Raw genomic sequence first — 16,750 nt, forward strand, 5'->3', positions numbered from 1 at the left:
ACGTCGGTGCGCAGTACACGTGCCGACGTCGGCTCATTTTTGACTGCGATCTTCGAGTTACGCGATCACACCATTAAAGACTTCAGTGGAAGCCGGGTGCGTCCAGATACCGTCGCGTAGCATCGATGCCGGCGCGCCCACGCGCATCGCGAGCGCCACGGTATTAATCAGTTCTTGGGAATCGATGCAGTACAGTACCGCGCCAAGGATTTCGTCCGTATCTGCATCAATCATGAACTTTGCCATTCCGGCCGGGTGACCAACAATCTTCGGGCGAGGCATCACCGGGATCTCAGCGATGTTCTTTGAGTCCACGCGCACATTGCGTCCGCTTTCGCGTGCTTCCTTCTCGCTCATTCCGACGGTTGCCAACGGCGGATTGATGAAGGTCGCGGTAGGCACAGCCACTCGATCGGCACGGGAGCGCCCACCGTCGCCGAGGAGTTCGTCCATTAAAATACGGTGGTCGTCAAAGGAAATGTAGGTGAATTGCGGCCCGCCGTTAATATCCCCGGCCGCGTAGATACCCTCGACGTTGGTGCGCAGGTGGTCATCAACGATCACGAATCCTTGTTCGTCAGTTTTCACGCCCGCCGTTTCCAAACCAAGTTCATGCGTAGTAGCGCTGCGCCCAACTGCGAGCAGTACGGCGTCGGCACTGACCCGCCCACCGTCGAACACGACGTTGAGCCCGTCGTCGGCCTTCTCAATTGCGTTCGCGCGCTCGGACAAAACAAACTCGATTCCCTGCTCACGCATTGTTTCGTACGCAAGGGTGGCAACGTCCTCGTCGAGCATCGGAAACAGTCGATCCCCAGGCGTCACCACCGTCACTTGCGAACCAAAGCCGTTAAACATCGTCGCAAACTCAAGGCCGATTGTTCCGCCACCGATAATCGCCAGGCGAGGCGGGAATGGTTGCGCGTGCTGGATCGTCGTCGAATCGTACACACCGTCAAGTTCAGTCCCGGGAATATCAGGGATGGTCGGCACGGTGCCCGTGTTAATAATAATGTTGGCGGCGCGAACGCGGATTTCCTCCTCGCTACGCTCCGTTTGCCCATTTCCCTGCACGCCACTCGTTCCTTCGGACGCGCCGACGACGACTCCGTCAGGATTGGTTGGTGTGATGCGCACCTCGTGTGGCCCCACGAAGTGGGCACGCCCGTCGAACAGCGTCACTTTCCCTCCAAGCATGGCATGGTTGACGGAATTGAGCTTGGAGATCAATGCATCACGCTTAGCGACAGAAGAAGCAAAATACTGTGCGGGATTGTCATTTTCACGGCGAGCATTCGCCGAGGTCATCATAGTTTTTGTCGGCACACACGCAACGTTGATACAGGTGCCTCCGTACATCGTGGCTGACTGCTCCACGAGCGCGACTTTCTTTCCTGCGCCAGCGAGTTTTCCAGCTACAGACTTTCCTGCCTTACCCCAACCGATCACCAACACATCGAATTCCATCGCATTCCTTCCTCGATCCATTTCCTTACGCTTTATTTCCGGGAAATTTTCACTGAAGACTGAACGCCGAGGAATTCCACCACATTCCCGATATTGTGAATACAGTGCCTCGACGAAAGGAGAACCACGATGGCAACCCCTACCCTGATGCTGAACGACACCCGAGTAATTCCTCAGATTGGCTACGGAACTTTCCTTGTTCCAGCCAAAGACGCCGTCGAGCGCGTCACCAGTGCGCTGGCAGCTGGATACCGGCACATTGACACTGCCGCGATTTATGGCAATGAAGCAGAAGTTGGAAAGGCCATCGCGGAATCTGGTATTCCGCGCGAAGAGCTGTGGGTCACCACGAAGTTATGGAACAACCGCCGTGGAAAGGACCAAACGCGTGCTGCGCTCGAAGAGTCGTTGGAAAAACTCGGCCTCGATTATGTCGATCTTTATCTCATTCACTGGCCGGCTCCTGAACGCGGACCAATTCAGGAAACGTGGGAGACCTTCGGGCAGTTGCGCGGCGAAGGAATGACGAAGTCAGTTGGCGTATCGAACTTTGATGAGCGTTATCTTCCCGCGGTTCTCGAAACCGGCCTGATTCCGGCAGTGAACCAAATTGAGCTTCACCCGCAGTTCCAGCAGCGCCCCGCCGTCGAGCTTTCTGCTCGCCACAACATCGCAATCGAGGCATGGGGTCCGCTCGGGCAAGGAAAGGTGGATTACACCGGTGGTGTCATCGGCGAAATTGCTCAGGCACACGGCATTTCATGGGCACAGACTGTCTTGGCATGGCATGTGGCAAAGGGTCACATTGTCTTCCCCAAGTCCTCCACCCCACAGCGCATGGCAGAAAATCTTGCTTCGGGCCAGGTCACGCTCACGGCGCAAGAAGTGGAGCGTATTGATGCCTTGGATAAGGGCGCTCAAGGCCGTGTCTCCGCCGACCCGGCTGAAGTGAACGACTAACTCGCTACTGAGAATCACTGAGCAAAGCATGGGGAGATGAAAGCAAACACCTCACATCTCCCCATGCTTTTTCTCATCAGATACCTATGCCTGACCGTTGAGCTTAGCGCCCAATACGATTTTCTCGGCAGTGGCAAACCCGCCCTGATCTCCGGCTTTCACGGTTACTTCATACGTAATCCCACGATGCTCAAACACGTAGATTCGCGCAGCAGGAGTTGCCCCCTGCTTTGTTATCAGATCAAAACTCCAGGCGCTGATTCCATCGATTGTGACGTCGCTGCCGGGTTTCACATCGAACCCTTTGAATGAATCTCCCTTAGCCAACAACGTCAGATAGTCTTCTTTGGTTGTGTCCGTGAGCGGCTTGCCAAGCTTAGACAAGAGAATCTGAGTTTTACCAGAGGAAAGCCACACTTCAGACAGCGGGTTGGTACCCTTCGTCAACGCCGTGAATCCTGATGGTGCAGTGAGCGTCACTGCACCGTCAACCGTTGTATAAGAAGTTCCGCCTTTCACTGCTTGAGCTTTGAGTGTCTGGGTGGACTTCAGCGCCGGATATTTCTTTACCGTTGGCTTGGCAGATGCGCTTGCCGACGCGGACGCTGACGGCGTCGTTCCAGTGGTAGTAGCAGGCTGTCTCACCGAAGAACACGCAGTGAGGGCAAGGGAACAGAGCGCGGCTACTACCGCAAGGCTTTTCTTCATGTGGTCAATCCTAAAACGTTTGTAGGGCGGGCGTTTACTCAGCAGGTTCAATTTTTCGCCAAAACATCAACTTCCCGATCACAGCCGAAGTGTCCAGCACCGAAGCAGGTTTTCGGTTTGTTGCCCAGAATCCACTTGGAAGTGCCGATGATACAAGGAAATCGTCACCTTGTGTGCGTTGATCCAGGAGATCACCAGCAAACAGCATTGCCATCATCGATGCCGTGATATTGGCTGGGAATGATGAGATTCCAAATATTCCCATCCCACGATATGCTGCCTGCAAGACTTCCGTATCCAGCACAGAATGAGTCTGAGCTAGTGGTGCAATGTGGTACGACACCCGCGTGCCTCGAGCACGTAAATCGGTTGCCCTCCAGCGTCCGATTCGCTTCGCCGCTAAATAGTTTGGCCCTTGAAGGGGAATCACTGCATCAAAGACGCCGGCGTTCATGGCTCCTTTTCCGCGAGCGCGCCGCGACCACTCTTCACCGCCGGGCGCGAGGCGAGAAGGCAGCACGACGGCGTCGAGCGGAGAGCCGATGTAACCCACAAGAATATCGCGAGCCTCGCTAACCATACGAATGACCTGGTCTGCGCCAATTGCAGCAGCAAGGAATTTGGCTCCCGGCGCATAGAGGCACTCGAGAATCGCCTCGACCTCGTTGTCGATCAGCCACCCGGCGATGGCCGCTGGATCACGCGCAACGTCGCCCACGTCTGGAATGTGAAGTGTGCCAGGAAGTGTACTGGCATCAGCAATCAGCGCTTCACGGCGGGCAGATTCTGGACGGATCACACCGAAGACGTCAGCGCCGCGGGAAAGGAGGAAACGCGTGGGGGCAAGTTCAGCTCCTGCTCCGATCACCGCGATTCGCCGGCCCGAAAGGTCAAGACCATCGAATGCTGCCCATACGAGCTGGTCTGCAGCGTGTGAAGTGATCGCGTTTGCGCGCCTCCAGTCGGGAAGGAGACGAACAAATTCTTCTGTGGTGAGCTTACGTGTCCCATAGGGTATCGAGAGTTCACTGACCGTGCCCACTCCCCCGTAGGACTCACTTTTCACTGCAGAGGTAGGCGACAATGCGCCCAGAGTGCTGCCGTTCGAGGGCAGTGCATGAAGAAATTCCAAACCTCGCTGTGCGACGTCGGCTCCGCGTGCTGGATCGTCCCAACGAGTGAGTTCACATGCAAGTACACCGTAGTCTTTGCGCCAGTTCTTAATCTCCTTGGCAACTTTTGCGGCTGGAGCAATGCCTGCTAAAGCCGCTTCCATCATTCCCCGACTCACCGCACTCGACGACGGCTTGCCATTCACCATTGGAAACTCAACGCTCACGTTTCTCCCTTTCGTCGCTTTCTCTCTAGTGTAAGCCACGGCCACAGTGCAGCGGGATCTGACGACACAGCCCCAAGGGAAGAAAAAATCCCGATCATACTGATCGGGATTTCTCACAACTCGTAACGCTCAGGCGAGATCGAGCTTGCCCTGCTGAGCAGCCTTCGCCAGACGACGCGGGATGCGAACCTCGCGGCCACCAGCGTTGACCACCTGAAGCTCTGTGAGCTTGGCCTTCCACTGGGAACGGCGAGAGCGGGTGTTGCTGCGGGACATCTTGCGCTTAGGTACTGCCATGATCTCCGCTCCTTCCACTACTCCAGGCCGGCGATTCCGGCCAAGTCTTTCCAGTTGCTCTATATCGAGCACACATCGGGATAGTTTAGCCGATACCACCCGCTCTCGCGAACCTTCATCATCGATGTGTGTCCAACCACACCGCCATTTATCGCCAGCAGCTCCACGCCTGTCATAATAGAGGTATGCCTGTGTTACTTTCACGCGAGAATCTGGAGCTAGCTAACGAAATCGAAATCAAGCGTTCGCGCTTCATTACGCGAATCCGGCGCGTGTCGAGCACAGATGAAGCACGCGCTCTTGTGGCCGATTGCCGTTCAGAATTTCCCGACGCACGACACCACTGCAGTGCCTTTGTTGTGTCGGTTCCCGGAGCCCAGCCGCTCATGCATTCGTCCGACGACGGCGAACCCTCAGGAACAGCTGGCCGCCCCATGCTTGACGTCTTGACGGGGTCGGACCTCACCGACGTCGCCGCCGTCGTGATCCGGTACTTCGGGGGGACGCTTCTTGGGACAGGAGGGCTCGTCAGAGCTTACACCGACGCCGTCGCCGGAACTCTCGCTGGACGTAAGGTGGTGCGTCAGATTCCGTTCGTTCGGGCACGAGTGGCCCTGATGCATTCTATTGCCGGAAAAGTTGAGGCGGACCTTCGCGCGGGAGGTTACGACGTAGTCGGCGTGAGTTACGAATCCTCCCGTGTCCAACTCGACATCGCAGTGCCCGACCTCCGCTCCTTCAACGCCACATTGGCCCAACTTACCTCCGGTTCAGCAAGTGCTACTGATGCTGGAATTATCCTGAGCGAGGAAAGCGCCGGGAGACTTTGACATTTGAACGATTCCGATTAAACTGCACAATGTAGTTGAAAGCTGTTGTATTCGGAAGGTGGTGTTGAGATGACTGCAGACGTCGCATTCTCCACCACTCGGTGCCAGTGTCAGTAGGGCGTCGAGCTTTACCCGTGCGCATTTGCGCTCGCTCGCCGCTCCTATTCCACGTCAATAGACGTTATTTCAACAGATCCCATTTTCGCGTATTGAAGCACATCGCAGAAGGAAAACCACATGCCTATTTATAACAACGCAACTGAACTCGTCGGACGCACACCCCTGGTACGAATTAATCGCTTGGGAAATGGAAATGCCAACATCATCGGCAAGCTCGAATTCTTTAATCCCGCCAACTCCGTTAAGGATCGTATCGGCGTCGCAATTATCGATGCTGCAGAAAAGTCCGGTGCCCTCAAACCGGGCGGAATGATCGTCGAAGGGACATCCGGCAACACTGGTATCGCACTTGCATGGGTCGGCGCAGCCCGCGGCTACAAGGTGGTGCTGACGATGCCGTCGTCGATGTCAAAGGAACGTCGCGCATTGCTCCGTGGTTTTGGTGCAGAACTTGAACTCACGGATCCCGCTCAAGGCATGAAAGGAGCTGTGGAACGTGCGAAGGAAATCGTGGCAGAAAATCCCGGCTCGATTCTCGCTTCGCAGTTCGCTAACGAGGCAAACTCCGCCATCCATGAAGCCACCACTGGCCCTGAGATTTGGGAAGACACCGATGGCCACATCGACATCTTCGTCGCAGGCATCGGCACTGGTGGCACCATCACCGGGGCTGGACACTACCTCAAGAAGCGCAACCCCGATCTCCGGGTCATCGCCGTTGAGCCCGCCGAGTCGCCGTTACTTTCGACCGGCAAGGCTGGTTCACACAAGATCCAAGGGCTGGGGGCCAACTTTGTCCCACCTGTTTTGGACACTGACGTGTACGACGAAATCGTGGCCGTAAAATCTGATGACGCGATCGCTATGGCTCGCCGCGCCGCCCATGAAGAAGGGCTGATGGTTGGTATCTCTGCAGGCGCAGCGCTCCAGGCAGCAGTTGAAATTGCAGCCCGTCCTGAAAACGCAGGAAAGAACATTGTGGCGATCATCCCTGATTTCGGTGAGCGCTACGTATCAACTCCTCTCTTTGACGGACTCGCGGACTGATACGTCCCCATCCATTGAGCACTGGACAGAAATGAGAATCCGATGGGTGTGATTTCAAGAATGCGAGGCGATCTCGCCGCCGCGATGGACAACGATCCTGCGGCACGTAACTGCTTTGAAGTTGCACTCACCTACTCCGGCGTCCACGCCGTGTGGGGTTATCGAATCGCCCACTGCCTATGGCATCATCATGCGAAGTTCTTTGCACGTGTGGTGTCGCAAGCAGCCCGCTTTCTTTCCGGAATCGAAATCCACCCCGGTGCTACGCTGGGTGAACGGCTCTTCATCGACCACGGGATGGGAGTGGTCATCGGTGAAACTGCCGAGGTTGGTGACGACGTCGTGATCTATCACGGAACGACATTGGGAGGCACGTCACGCAATACGGGAAAGCGCCACCCCACAGTCGGTAACCGCGTGGTCATCGGTTCAGGAGCAAAAGTCCTTGGGCCGATCACTGTGGGTGACGATGCTCAGATTGGAGCCAATGCCGTAGTGGTCAAGGACGTTCCCGCAGGCAACACTGCCGTCGGGATACCTGCAAAGAATCGATCTCACGGACAACATGCCGACCCGTTGATTGATCCAGCGTTGTGGATCTAGCTACGCACAGTCCACTTCGCACACAGAATACATCGTGTGCTCGCACGTCAAATGGGCCGGGAAGCATCACTGCTTTCCGGCCCATTTCCTCAACAGTTTTTACTTGTTTTCGTAGTCGCTCATCATCTCGATGCGCGACTGATGACGCGAGGTTGGGTCAAATTCACGTGAGATGAAGATATCAACGAAACGGGTTGCTTCCTCAAGCGAATGTTGGCGAGCACCTATGGAAATCACGTTCGCATTATTATGCTCGCGGGCCAAAGTAGCGATGTCATCGTTCCACACCAATGCTGCACGAACGCCCTTAACCTTATTCGCAGCCATCTGTTCTCCATTACCGGAACCGCCAATGACGATTCCGAGCGACCCTGGATCTGCCACGGTTGCTTCACCGCAAGCGAAGCACACCGGAGGGTATGCATCGAGCTTGTCGTATGTCTCGTAGCCGTGATCTACAACCTCGTGTCCGGCTTGTGTCAGATGCTCAACTAAGTGAGCTTTCAATTCAAAACCTGCATGATCTGCAGCAATATGTATGCGCATGCTCCTAGCATAACCTGCGAGCGCAATTGTTCTCACCTAGTGAACACCATGTAGACTCAGGCCATGGATATTGATGCAACAACTAAGGAAGTCCTTGCCGGCCTTGACCACTCGGTTCGCCCGCAAGATGATCTATTCCGCCATGTCAACGGCGAGTGGTTAAAGACTGCGACTATTCCCGACGACCAGTCTTCCACCGGTTCATTCATTGACCTGAGGAATCAGTCAGAAGTCGATGTACGCAACATCATCGAGGATTTGAAGGCTGATTCTGAAAACCTCGAAGAAGCGCAAATTGCTGGCCTTTACGAATCTTTTATGGATGAGACCCGTGTCAATGCACTCGGGGCTGCGCCTTTGAGCGAAGATTTTGATCTCATCAACGCAGCAACATCGAAGGATGAACTTGCTGCGGTCCTGGGAGGTCTCCTTCCCACCGGCGTCGATGTACCGGCATACCCGTATGTCTCCAACGATAAGAACAACCCGGACGCCAATGTCGTCTACCTGTACCAGTCGGGATTGGGCCTGCCGGATGAGTCGTTCTATCGCGAAGAAAGCTACGCGGAGATCCTTGCAGCCTATCGCGAGTTCGTGCCTGTACTGTGGGCTCTGGCAACTGGTGCTGAAGCTGAAGTTTCTCAAGATGCTGCACGCGCAATTCTGGACATCGAATCAGCATTCGCTTCACACCACCTGACTCCAGTGCAGATGCGCGACGCCGAAAAGACGAACAACGTCATGTCCTTTGCCGACTTCGTTGACAGCGCCCCTGGCTTTGCCTGGGTGCCGTTCTTCGCAGCAGCGGGGCTCACCGAAGAGAACATGGCTCAGCTGATCGTCACCTCACCATCGACGATGCAAGGCTTCGCCCAGCAGTGGCAGAATGCGGAGCTCCAAGACCTGCGTACCTACGTCACCTGGCACACCATTCTTGCTCGCGCACCGTACCTCTCCGACGAGATTTCGCAGGCCAACTTCAACTTCTATGGCAAGGTTCTCCAAGGCTCTCAGGTGCAGCGTGACCGCTGGAAGCGTGCCGTCGGTTTTGTCAACGATGCCGTTGGTGAAGCAGTCGGAAAGCGCTACGTCGCCAAGCATTTCCCACCACGTTCCAAGGAGCTCATGGACCAGCTCGTTGCTGACCTACTCCAAGCTTACCGTGAGTCGATCACTGCTCTGGACTGGATGACTGAGGAAACCAAGGCAAAGGCACTGGATAAGCTTGATCATTTCACTACCAAGATTGGCTATCCGGAAAAGTGGATCGATTATTCAGCACTTGAGGTCAATGTCGATGATCTCGTTGGCAATGTGCGTGCGTCAGCTCGTTTCGAGTGGGCCCGTCAAATTGAGAAGCTCTCACAGCCCGTTGACCGCAGCGAATGGCTGATGACCCCTCAAACGGTGAACGCCTACTACATGCCGCCCACAAACGAAATCGCGTTCCCTGCCGCGATTTTGCAACCGCCGTTCTTCCAGCCCGACGCCGATCCTGCCTGGAATTACGGTGCAATCGGAGCGGTGATCGGTCACGAGATCGGTCATGGTTTTGATGACCAGGGTTCGAAGTACGACGGTACCGGCCAGCTCAACAATTGGTGGACCGACGCCGATCGCGCCGAGTTCGAGAAACGCACCGCCGCACTCGTCGGCCAGTACGATGCCTACATTCCTGCCCAGCTGGGTGAAGACTCTCCACATCATGTCCAAGGCGCACTCACACTCGGTGAGAATATCGGCGATCTTGGCGGCTTAAGCATCGGGTTGAAGGCCTATGACATTGCATGCAAGCGTGCTGGCTTAGCCGGCGCCCAAGACGCTCCAGTAATTGAGGGGTACACAGGCATTCAGCGCGCCTTCCTCGCCTACGGGCGTATTTGGCAGGAAATCCGCCGCGACGAACTCATGATCCAGCGCGTTGCGACTGACCCGCACTCGCCAGCTGAGTTCCGCGCAAATGGCGTGGTGAAGAACGTCGATGCATTTGCGCAGGCGTTCGACGTCACTGAAGGCGACGCCCTCTACCTCGCGTCAGACGAGCGCGTTCATATTTGGTAATCACCACATATACATCAGTGGGGAGCAGCCGATCGGTTGCTCCCCACATTACTTTTCCACCACTATCGGTAGGGCCGATGCCGACAGGGCCGATGTTGGTAGGACACTTCAGCGACGAGCGATACTTGAGTCTACTGTGCGCAACTTTGCCGTCTCCGTTGGTGGATAAATTCGCACGTCTCTCTCACACCGCGTATTCTGGAACGGATAGCGTTTTTCTACTGAAAGGACGTCCATGCCTGGCGAAAACTTGACCCGCGTGGAAGCCGAACTCCGCGCCAATGTTGTATCGAATCCTGCTTACCATATCGATCTGGATCTGACAGGTTCCGAGACAACCTTCCGTTCCATCACCACTTTGACTTTCGACGCCGTGACCGGTGAATCGACCTTCGTTGATCTGCTCGCACACTCGGTGCAAGCCATTACCCTCAATGGCGAAGAAGTCCCCGTGTCTGCCTACGACGGTGCTCGCATCAGCCTCGATAACCTCGCCGAGCACAACACCCTCGTAGTCGATGCAATCATGGATTATTCGCACACTGGTGAAGGACTGCACCGCACAATTGACCCGGCCGACGGCGAAGTCTACCTGTACTCCCAGTTCGAGGTCCCGGACGCGCGTCGTGTGTTTGCAAATTTCGAGCAACCAGATCTGAAGGCGCAGTTCGAGTTCTCGGTTCGTACTCCGAAGGGCTGGCGAGTGTTCTCAGTTTCACCAACCCCGGATCCGGTTGAGGTTGACGACAACACCGTTCGCTACGATTTCACGCCGACGGAGAAGATTTCCACCTACCTCAACGCCATCGTCGCTGGCCCATACGTGGGTGGCGAAGATACAGCAACTTCACGCGACGGTCGTGTTATCCCCATGGGCGTGTACGCTCGCGCATCACTGGCTGACTTCCTCGACTGGCAAGAGATTATCGACATCACCAAGGCCGGACTCGATTTCTACGAAGACGCGTTCGATGTGAACTACCCCTTCCGCAAGTACGATCAAATCTTTGTCCCTGAGTATAACGCTGGCGCAATGGAAAACCCGGGCTGCGTGACGATTCTGGACGACTACGTTTTCCGTTCACGCGCAACCGGCGCGCTCATTGAGCGCCGTGCCGTGACGGTGTTACATGAGCTCGCCCACATGTGGTTTGGCGATCTTGTCACGATGAAGTGGTGGAACGATCTGTGGCTAAACGAATCTTTCGCAGAATTCATGAGCCACGTCGCTACAGCTGAGGCCACACGCTGGACAGATGCATGGGTCACCTTCAACGCTTCAGAGAAGCAATGGGCAATGGCGCAGGATCAGCTTCCGTCTACTCACCCAATCGCTGCCGAGATTCGCGATCTTGAGGATGTCCAGGTCAATTTCGACGGAATCACCTACGGCAAGGGAGCGTCCGTATTCCAGCAGCTCGTCGCTTACGTAGGATGGGATGCCTTCATCGGCGGTGTGTCGGCGTATCTGAAGAAGATGAGCTGGGGCAACGCTACCCTGGCCGATTTGCTTTCGGAGCTGGAGACGGCGTCGGGACGCGATCTGACGGCGTGGTCAAAGATCTGGCTTGAGGAGTCCGGGATCAACACCCTCTCCCCTGCACTCGAAGTTAGCGAGGACGGCGTGATCACTGCGCTCTCAATCAAGCAGGGAACCGACGGACGCGCTTCGCTGCGCCCGCATCGCATCGGAGTCGGCGGTTACTCGCTCAATAACGGCAAACTCGTTCGCGTTCTTCACACGGAGCTCGATATCGACGGCGAATCGACACCTGTCGAGGAATTCATTGGCAAGGCTCGTCCGGACATTATCCTCCTCAACGACGGCGATCTGACCTACGCCAAGGTTCGAATGGATGCTGATTCGCTGGCATTCGCTACAGCACACATCAACGATTTCGACGATAAGCTCCCGCGTACATTGGTCCTCGCTTCGGCGTGGGATATGGCGCGTGACGGCGAAATGCCGGCGTCGCAGTATGTGGATTTGGCTCTTGAGGCACTCAAGACTGAAGATCACGGCACTGTGCTTCGTTACCTGCTCTCGCAGCTCGAGACGGCAACGAACCTCTATTCCTCAGTGTCCAAGAGGGACAAGCTCAAGGCACGTGTCGCCGAGGCAATGTTTGCCCTTGTTGATGCCACGGAGCCTGAGTCAGATCGTCAGTTGCAAATTGCAATGTCTGCGGTGAATCTGACAGATTCAGATGCTCAGCTTGATCGTATCGCCGGATGGCTCGACGCAGATGATGTGCCACATGGCTTGGCAGTGGACGCAAACTTCCGCTGGGTAATTCTGCGACGTCTGGCAGCAGCTGGGCGCGTGAGCGAAGCTGAGATTGAGAAGGAACGAGATGAGCGTGACAACACCGCTTCTGGTGCTGCAGGCGCTGCGCGTGCGCGTGCCGCGATTTCCGACGCCGGTGTCAAAGATGGTGTCTGGCACGACATCCTCGCTGGCGAAGTTCCCAATACAGTTCAACGCAATCTGGCTCTCGGTTTCGACGGTGGAGACGTCGAGCTTTTGATTCCATTCGTTGATCGCTACTTCGATTCACTTGAACAGGTGTGGAATGATCGCACACTGGAAATTGCCTCGAACATGATTTCCTACACCTTCCCTACCAAGCTCGTTGGTCACGAAGACCTCGGTGAGGATGTTGTGGCAAGTGGTCAGCAATGGCTCGCTGATCACAAGGGGACGGCACCAGCACTTCTGCGTCTGGTGTCGGAGGAAGTCGACCGCGCTGAACGCGCAGCAAAGGCACAAGCAGCAGATGCCTAATTGTTTCTCGTCGTTTGCCGTGGATGAGTAGGCACTCAAGCGTGAGTCATTGATCGACGTGATCCGTGGGGGTTCGGGGTGTCAGGCTTAGTCTCACACCCCGAACCCCCCATTCATGTATAAGGGCGACGGGGCTGCACAACTTCAATGGCCATTGACAATCGAGTTGTGTTCTTCTCTAACTCGGTCAATGCCAGAGGATCCACATTGGATCAAAAGATCGAGGCGGGGAGGCTCACCATCCTCCACGCCTCGTGACACTAAAACGTGCGTACACGTGCGTGCCCGCCGGGTTTCCCCGGGCGATTGTCATCGGCGGAGGCTGAGCCTACAACGCTTCTGACACACTGGCAACTCCCCAACTCACCACTAGGAGCGCCAATGCCATGATTGTAGCACATGCTTTTGCCTTGCATAGTGAAATTTCACAAGAATTTAAAAAAATTGTCATCTAAATGCCCTGCGTATATGCGGTTCTCATATCAGTGTCAGCTAAAAATACGGAACAAAAAGCCGCTTCTGCCATACGTCGTCATATTCGCTAAACAGTTGATTGCCTCATCAAATGATGAACAAATTTTTCTGACACATCGGGGGGCTTCTCTATATTTTGTGATAGTGCCCCATGGGATAGATCCCCTCACACGGATTATTATGCCAAATAGACACCATCAAACTGGAGCGCCCCAGGTAAACCTAGGGCGCTCCAGTTTCTGTCTCAGTGACGCTTGGCCGTCTCAGTGACGCTTAGCTTCTTCTTCAGCCATCGCTGCATTCAACGTCGAGACAAGGGACTGCAATCGCGGATTCGTTGACAGATCCTCGGTCAACACGACTTCCTCAGTCCCGTCGGCAAGCGGAATGCACCAGTTCGGGTACTCGTTGAATGTTCCCGGTTGGTTCTGGGCGCGACGTTCGCCAACGGCATCGACAAGCGAAACACATACAAGCGGAGCTGGAGTGCGCGCGACGTAAACGTGCAACGCCTCAACGATCTCGCGCTCGGAAGGTTCCTCTCCTACCAAACCATATTCGCGCAGACGGTGAAGAACTTGTTCCTTTTCAAGTTCTGCGTCGGCTCGCACTTTCTCCACTGGCTCAACCAGGAGCCCCAAGCGCTCACGCAGATCGACATGCTCACCGGCAAGATAGCCCGCAGCCGGCGGAAGGTCGTGAGTATCAACCGAAGCGAGAACATCACTGCGGTAGTTCTCAGGCGGAAGTGGCATTCCATCAGCACTCTTTTCGAACCAGAACACTGAGGTGCCAAAGATTCCGCGCTCCTTGAGATATTCGCGGGTCCACGGCTCAACAGTACCCAGATCTTCACCCACCACGGTTGCACCCGCACGCTGAGCTTCGAGGAGGAGAACACCCACCATCGCCTCATGATTGAAGTAAACGTAGGTTCCCTTTGCAGCGGATGCGCCAACGGGGATCCACCACAGTCGGAACAACCCGGCAACGTGATCGACACGAATCATGCCAGCGTGGCGAAGAACAGTGCGGGCCATATCACGCAGCGGCGAGTATGCCATCCTCTCAAGAGCATCGGGACGCCACGGCGGTTGCGACCAATTCTGTCCCTGCTGGTTGTACATGTCAGCTGGAGCACCAACTTCAACTCCATTGGCAAATGCTTCTGGGATCGTCCAACGATCAGAACCTGCCGAATGTACACCCACAGCGAGATCATGTGCGATACCAAAGCGCATACCTGAACGCGTCGCCAAATTTTGTGCTGCTTCGAGCTGAGAATCCATCACCCACTGAAGCCACATCCAGAACTGCACGCGACCAGCTAGCTCGCGGCGCTCACGCGCAACATACGGTGATTTAATATCACGCAATTCATTAGGGAAAGCACCCTCGTACTTCTCAACAATGGCACACCACAATGCAAAATCTGCCAGGCCTTGGCCTTCAAGTTCGCAATAACGTTCGAACTCACGCTGACGCGACTGAGAACGACCAGCCGCAAAAATTACTTCAAGAGCTTTACGCTTAGCGCTCCAAGAAGCATTGCGATCAATATGCTCGTTCTTCAGCGACGATTTCTTCACGTCTTCCCCTGCCCATGCAACGAGTGAACGGTCAGGCCCCGACAGGTAGGCAACCTCGAGAATGTCCTCGGGGCGAATGTACATCGGGTTGAAGAATCGACGAGTGGTCGGAAGGTATGGTGAATTCTCAAGCGGTTCTATTGGTTCAGCGGCATGTAGCGGATTCACCAGCAAGTAATCTGCGCCCATTGACCCGAAAGTCGAGGCCATCTCTGCAAGGTCACGAACATCTCCCAGGCCCCATGACGACTTCGAACGCACTGAGTACAGCTGTGCCATCATTCCCCACGAGCGACGCTCATCAAGAGTAGAATTATCGAGGCGTGCCGGCGTCACGATAAGTGGAGCGGAATCATGGCGAAGCTCGGAATCAGCGAATGACACTTCCGCGTGGAGCGTGTGATAGCCCGTGGGCGTTCCTGCGGGAACAAGGAAACGCGCCTGCCCGATCATGTGACCATCAATATTTCGTGCTGGCGTAAAATCCTCAGCCTGCGGCAGTGTGATGGTCGAGCCGTCTTCGAGGTATGCCTCAAGTTTGACTGCCCACCCATCTGGAACATGGACCAGCACCGAGTAATCTTGATCGTCGCGAGCCACAGTGCAGGTAGGAAGAATCTGTCGCCAGGGAGCCTCGTCCTTATCCTTCAATGCGGCATCAGCAGCTGCATCTGACGATGTATCGACACCCATCGCAGCCAACACAGCAGCGAGGGTCTCATCCTCAACCTGGGTGAGATTTCCATCAAAATCCCAGTATTCTGTGGCGACACGATATGCGTTCGCCAATGAAATTAATTTCTCGCGAGAGGCCATACTGACTCCTAATTGTGGAACTTCACTGATCCTTGCCTTAATCATGCCAAGAATTGCAAAATCTTGCAGTATCGGAGACGGTTTTCTTGAGATTCGTTCACGCAAATTTGACGCTAGTGTTAACGGTGACGATTGGAGAGAATATGCCCACCTTTATCCCGATGCCAACTACCACTGCTGAGCCCCTTGGCTCAGTACTTCGTACCCTTCGTTTACGTCGGAATTCTTTTCGTTCTTTTGAAGGGACGAACTTAAACCAGGTCACTGGCAGGGTTTACGGTGGGCAAGTTTTTGCGCAGGCTGTTGTTGCTGCACAAGCAACCCTTAAGCCCGCAGAATCTGGCCGCCAGATCCACTCGATTACAGCTGCTTTCCTACGTCCCGGAGTTTTAGAAGAACCCGTCCAATTCGATGTCGCAGAAATCCTCGACGGACGATCATTCTCTACACGAATTGTTCAGGCGTCACAATTTGGGAAAACGATTTTCAACGCACGTGCGTCATTTCAGGAGGTTCAGCCCGGAGTTGAGCATGAGTCACCGACGCCGGTTGCTCCCGATCCTGAGCAGCTCGGATCCTCGACTGATTTCTTTGCGAATCTTGACCTTCCGATTGCACGAACATTGAACTCGACGAACGCAGTTGATATCCGTCACGTTCAGCAGCCGCTATGGCTACGTCCTGCACCACAGAGTACAGAACCGAACCTCATCTGGTTCCGGCTTCGGTCACCGATGCCACAAGCATCTCAAACACTTCAGCGAGCGATTCTGGCCTATGCCACCGATCAGTTCATGCTCGAACCCATCATGCGGATACACTCGATGTTTTGGTTAGATCCAGCACTATCTCTCGCAACTCTCGATCACCAGATTTGGTGGCACCGCGACGTTGACATGTCTGAATGGATACTGGCTGAGCTTACGTCACCGTCTGCCCAAGGTGGGCGCGGCATGACAATCGCCAAGTTCTTCCAACATAATCATCATGTGGCGACGATGACTCAAGAAGGTATGGTTCGCCATAAATCACGAGGATAATGTGGGTATGAAGAATGGCGCGGAGTTATCCGCGCCATTCTTCATACCCACAGGTGTGAGCCGTTCGA

Annotated in this window: 13 protein-coding genes; 7 read left to right on the top strand and 6 right to left on the bottom strand. The window is 55.1% G+C overall.

What is annotated here, in order from left to right; all coding sequences use genetic code 11:
• Positions 1-57 precede the first annotated feature (57 nt).
• Positions 58-1,467, bottom strand: coding sequence for a dihydrolipoyl dehydrogenase family protein (locus P7079_RS05760; protein WP_278012334.1), 1,410 nt, complete (start codon positions 1,465-1,467; stop codon positions 58-60).
• A gap of 129 nt (positions 1,468-1,596) precedes the next feature.
• On the opposite strand from P7079_RS05760, the gene P7079_RS05765 reads away from it, so the two are divergent.
• Positions 1,597-2,427, top strand: a complete 831-nt coding sequence (locus P7079_RS05765; protein ID WP_278012335.1) for an aldo/keto reductase — start codon at positions 1,597-1,599, stop codon at positions 2,425-2,427.
• Positions 2,428-2,511: 84 nt separating this feature from the next.
• Here P7079_RS05765 and P7079_RS05770 read toward each other — a convergent pair whose 3' ends face one another.
• The 3 genes from P7079_RS05770 to rpmF all read right to left on the bottom strand — a co-directional run bounded on the left by P7079_RS05770 (position 2,512) and on the right by rpmF (position 4,771).
• Positions 2,512-3,135 (bottom strand): hypothetical protein, encoded by a 624-nt coding sequence (locus P7079_RS05770; RefSeq protein WP_278012336.1) that lies wholly within the window; start codon positions 3,133-3,135, stop codon positions 2,512-2,514.
• A 34-nt stretch (positions 3,136-3,169) separates the two neighbouring features.
• The gene (locus tag P7079_RS05775; RefSeq protein ID WP_278012337.1) at positions 3,170-4,474 is read right to left on the bottom strand and encodes a hypothetical protein; all 1,305 of its coding nucleotides are present in this window, start codon (positions 4,472-4,474) and stop codon (positions 3,170-3,172) included.
• A 129-nt stretch (positions 4,475-4,603) separates the two neighbouring features.
• Positions 4,604-4,771 carry a 50S ribosomal protein L32 gene (gene rpmF, locus P7079_RS05780; protein ID WP_278012338.1) on the bottom strand — a complete coding sequence of 56 codons (168 nt, stop codon included), beginning with the start codon at positions 4,769-4,771 and terminating at the stop codon, positions 4,604-4,606.
• 185 nt (positions 4,772-4,956) lie between these two features.
• On the opposite strand from rpmF, the gene P7079_RS05785 reads away from it, so the two are divergent.
• From P7079_RS05785 to epsC, 3 genes are all read left to right on the top strand, one after another.
• Entirely contained in the window at positions 4,957-5,601 is a 645-nt protein-coding gene (locus tag P7079_RS05785; RefSeq protein WP_278012339.1) for an IMPACT family protein, read from the top strand.
• Between the two features lie 237 nt (positions 5,602-5,838).
• Complete coding sequence (gene cysK, locus P7079_RS05790; RefSeq protein ID WP_278012340.1) at positions 5,839-6,768, top strand: cysteine synthase A; 930 nt, start codon at positions 5,839-5,841, stop codon at positions 6,766-6,768.
• A gap of 42 nt (positions 6,769-6,810) precedes the next feature.
• A complete protein-coding gene (epsC, locus tag P7079_RS05795) occupies positions 6,811-7,371 on the top strand; it encodes a serine O-acetyltransferase EpsC (RefSeq protein WP_278012341.1) in 561 nt (186 codons plus the stop codon).
• A gap of 99 nt (positions 7,372-7,470) precedes the next feature.
• On the opposite strand, the gene P7079_RS05800 is transcribed toward epsC, so the two are convergent.
• Positions 7,471-7,917, bottom strand: coding sequence for a ribose-5-phosphate isomerase (locus P7079_RS05800; protein ID WP_278012342.1), 447 nt, complete (start codon positions 7,915-7,917; stop codon positions 7,471-7,473).
• A gap of 63 nt (positions 7,918-7,980) precedes the next feature.
• Here P7079_RS05800 and P7079_RS05805 point away from each other — a divergent pair, with 63 nt between their 5' ends.
• Complete coding sequence (locus tag P7079_RS05805; protein WP_278012343.1) at positions 7,981-9,978, top strand: M13 family metallopeptidase; 1,998 nt, start codon at positions 7,981-7,983, stop codon at positions 9,976-9,978.
• 235 nt (positions 9,979-10,213) lie between these two features.
• On the top strand, positions 10,214-12,763 hold the full coding sequence (gene pepN, locus P7079_RS05810) for an aminopeptidase N (protein WP_278012344.1): 2,550 nt from the start codon (positions 10,214-10,216) through the stop codon (positions 12,761-12,763).
• A 737-nt stretch (positions 12,764-13,500) separates the two neighbouring features.
• Here pepN and malQ read toward each other — a convergent pair.
• On the bottom strand, positions 13,501-15,642 hold the full coding sequence (malQ, locus tag P7079_RS05815) for a 4-alpha-glucanotransferase (RefSeq protein WP_278012345.1): 2,142 nt from the start codon (positions 15,640-15,642) through the stop codon (positions 13,501-13,503).
• 143 nt (positions 15,643-15,785) lie between these two features.
• On the opposite strand from malQ, the gene P7079_RS05820 reads away from it, so the two are divergent.
• Entirely contained in the window at positions 15,786-16,682 is an 897-nt protein-coding gene (locus tag P7079_RS05820) for an acyl-CoA thioesterase (protein WP_278012346.1), read from the top strand.
• Positions 16,683-16,750 lie beyond the last annotated feature (68 nt).

Origin of the sequence: Arcanobacterium canis, from assembly GCF_029625435.1 — a bacterium.
GTDB classification, from domain to species: Bacteria; Actinomycetota; Actinomycetes; order Actinomycetales; family Actinomycetaceae; genus Arcanobacterium; species Arcanobacterium canis.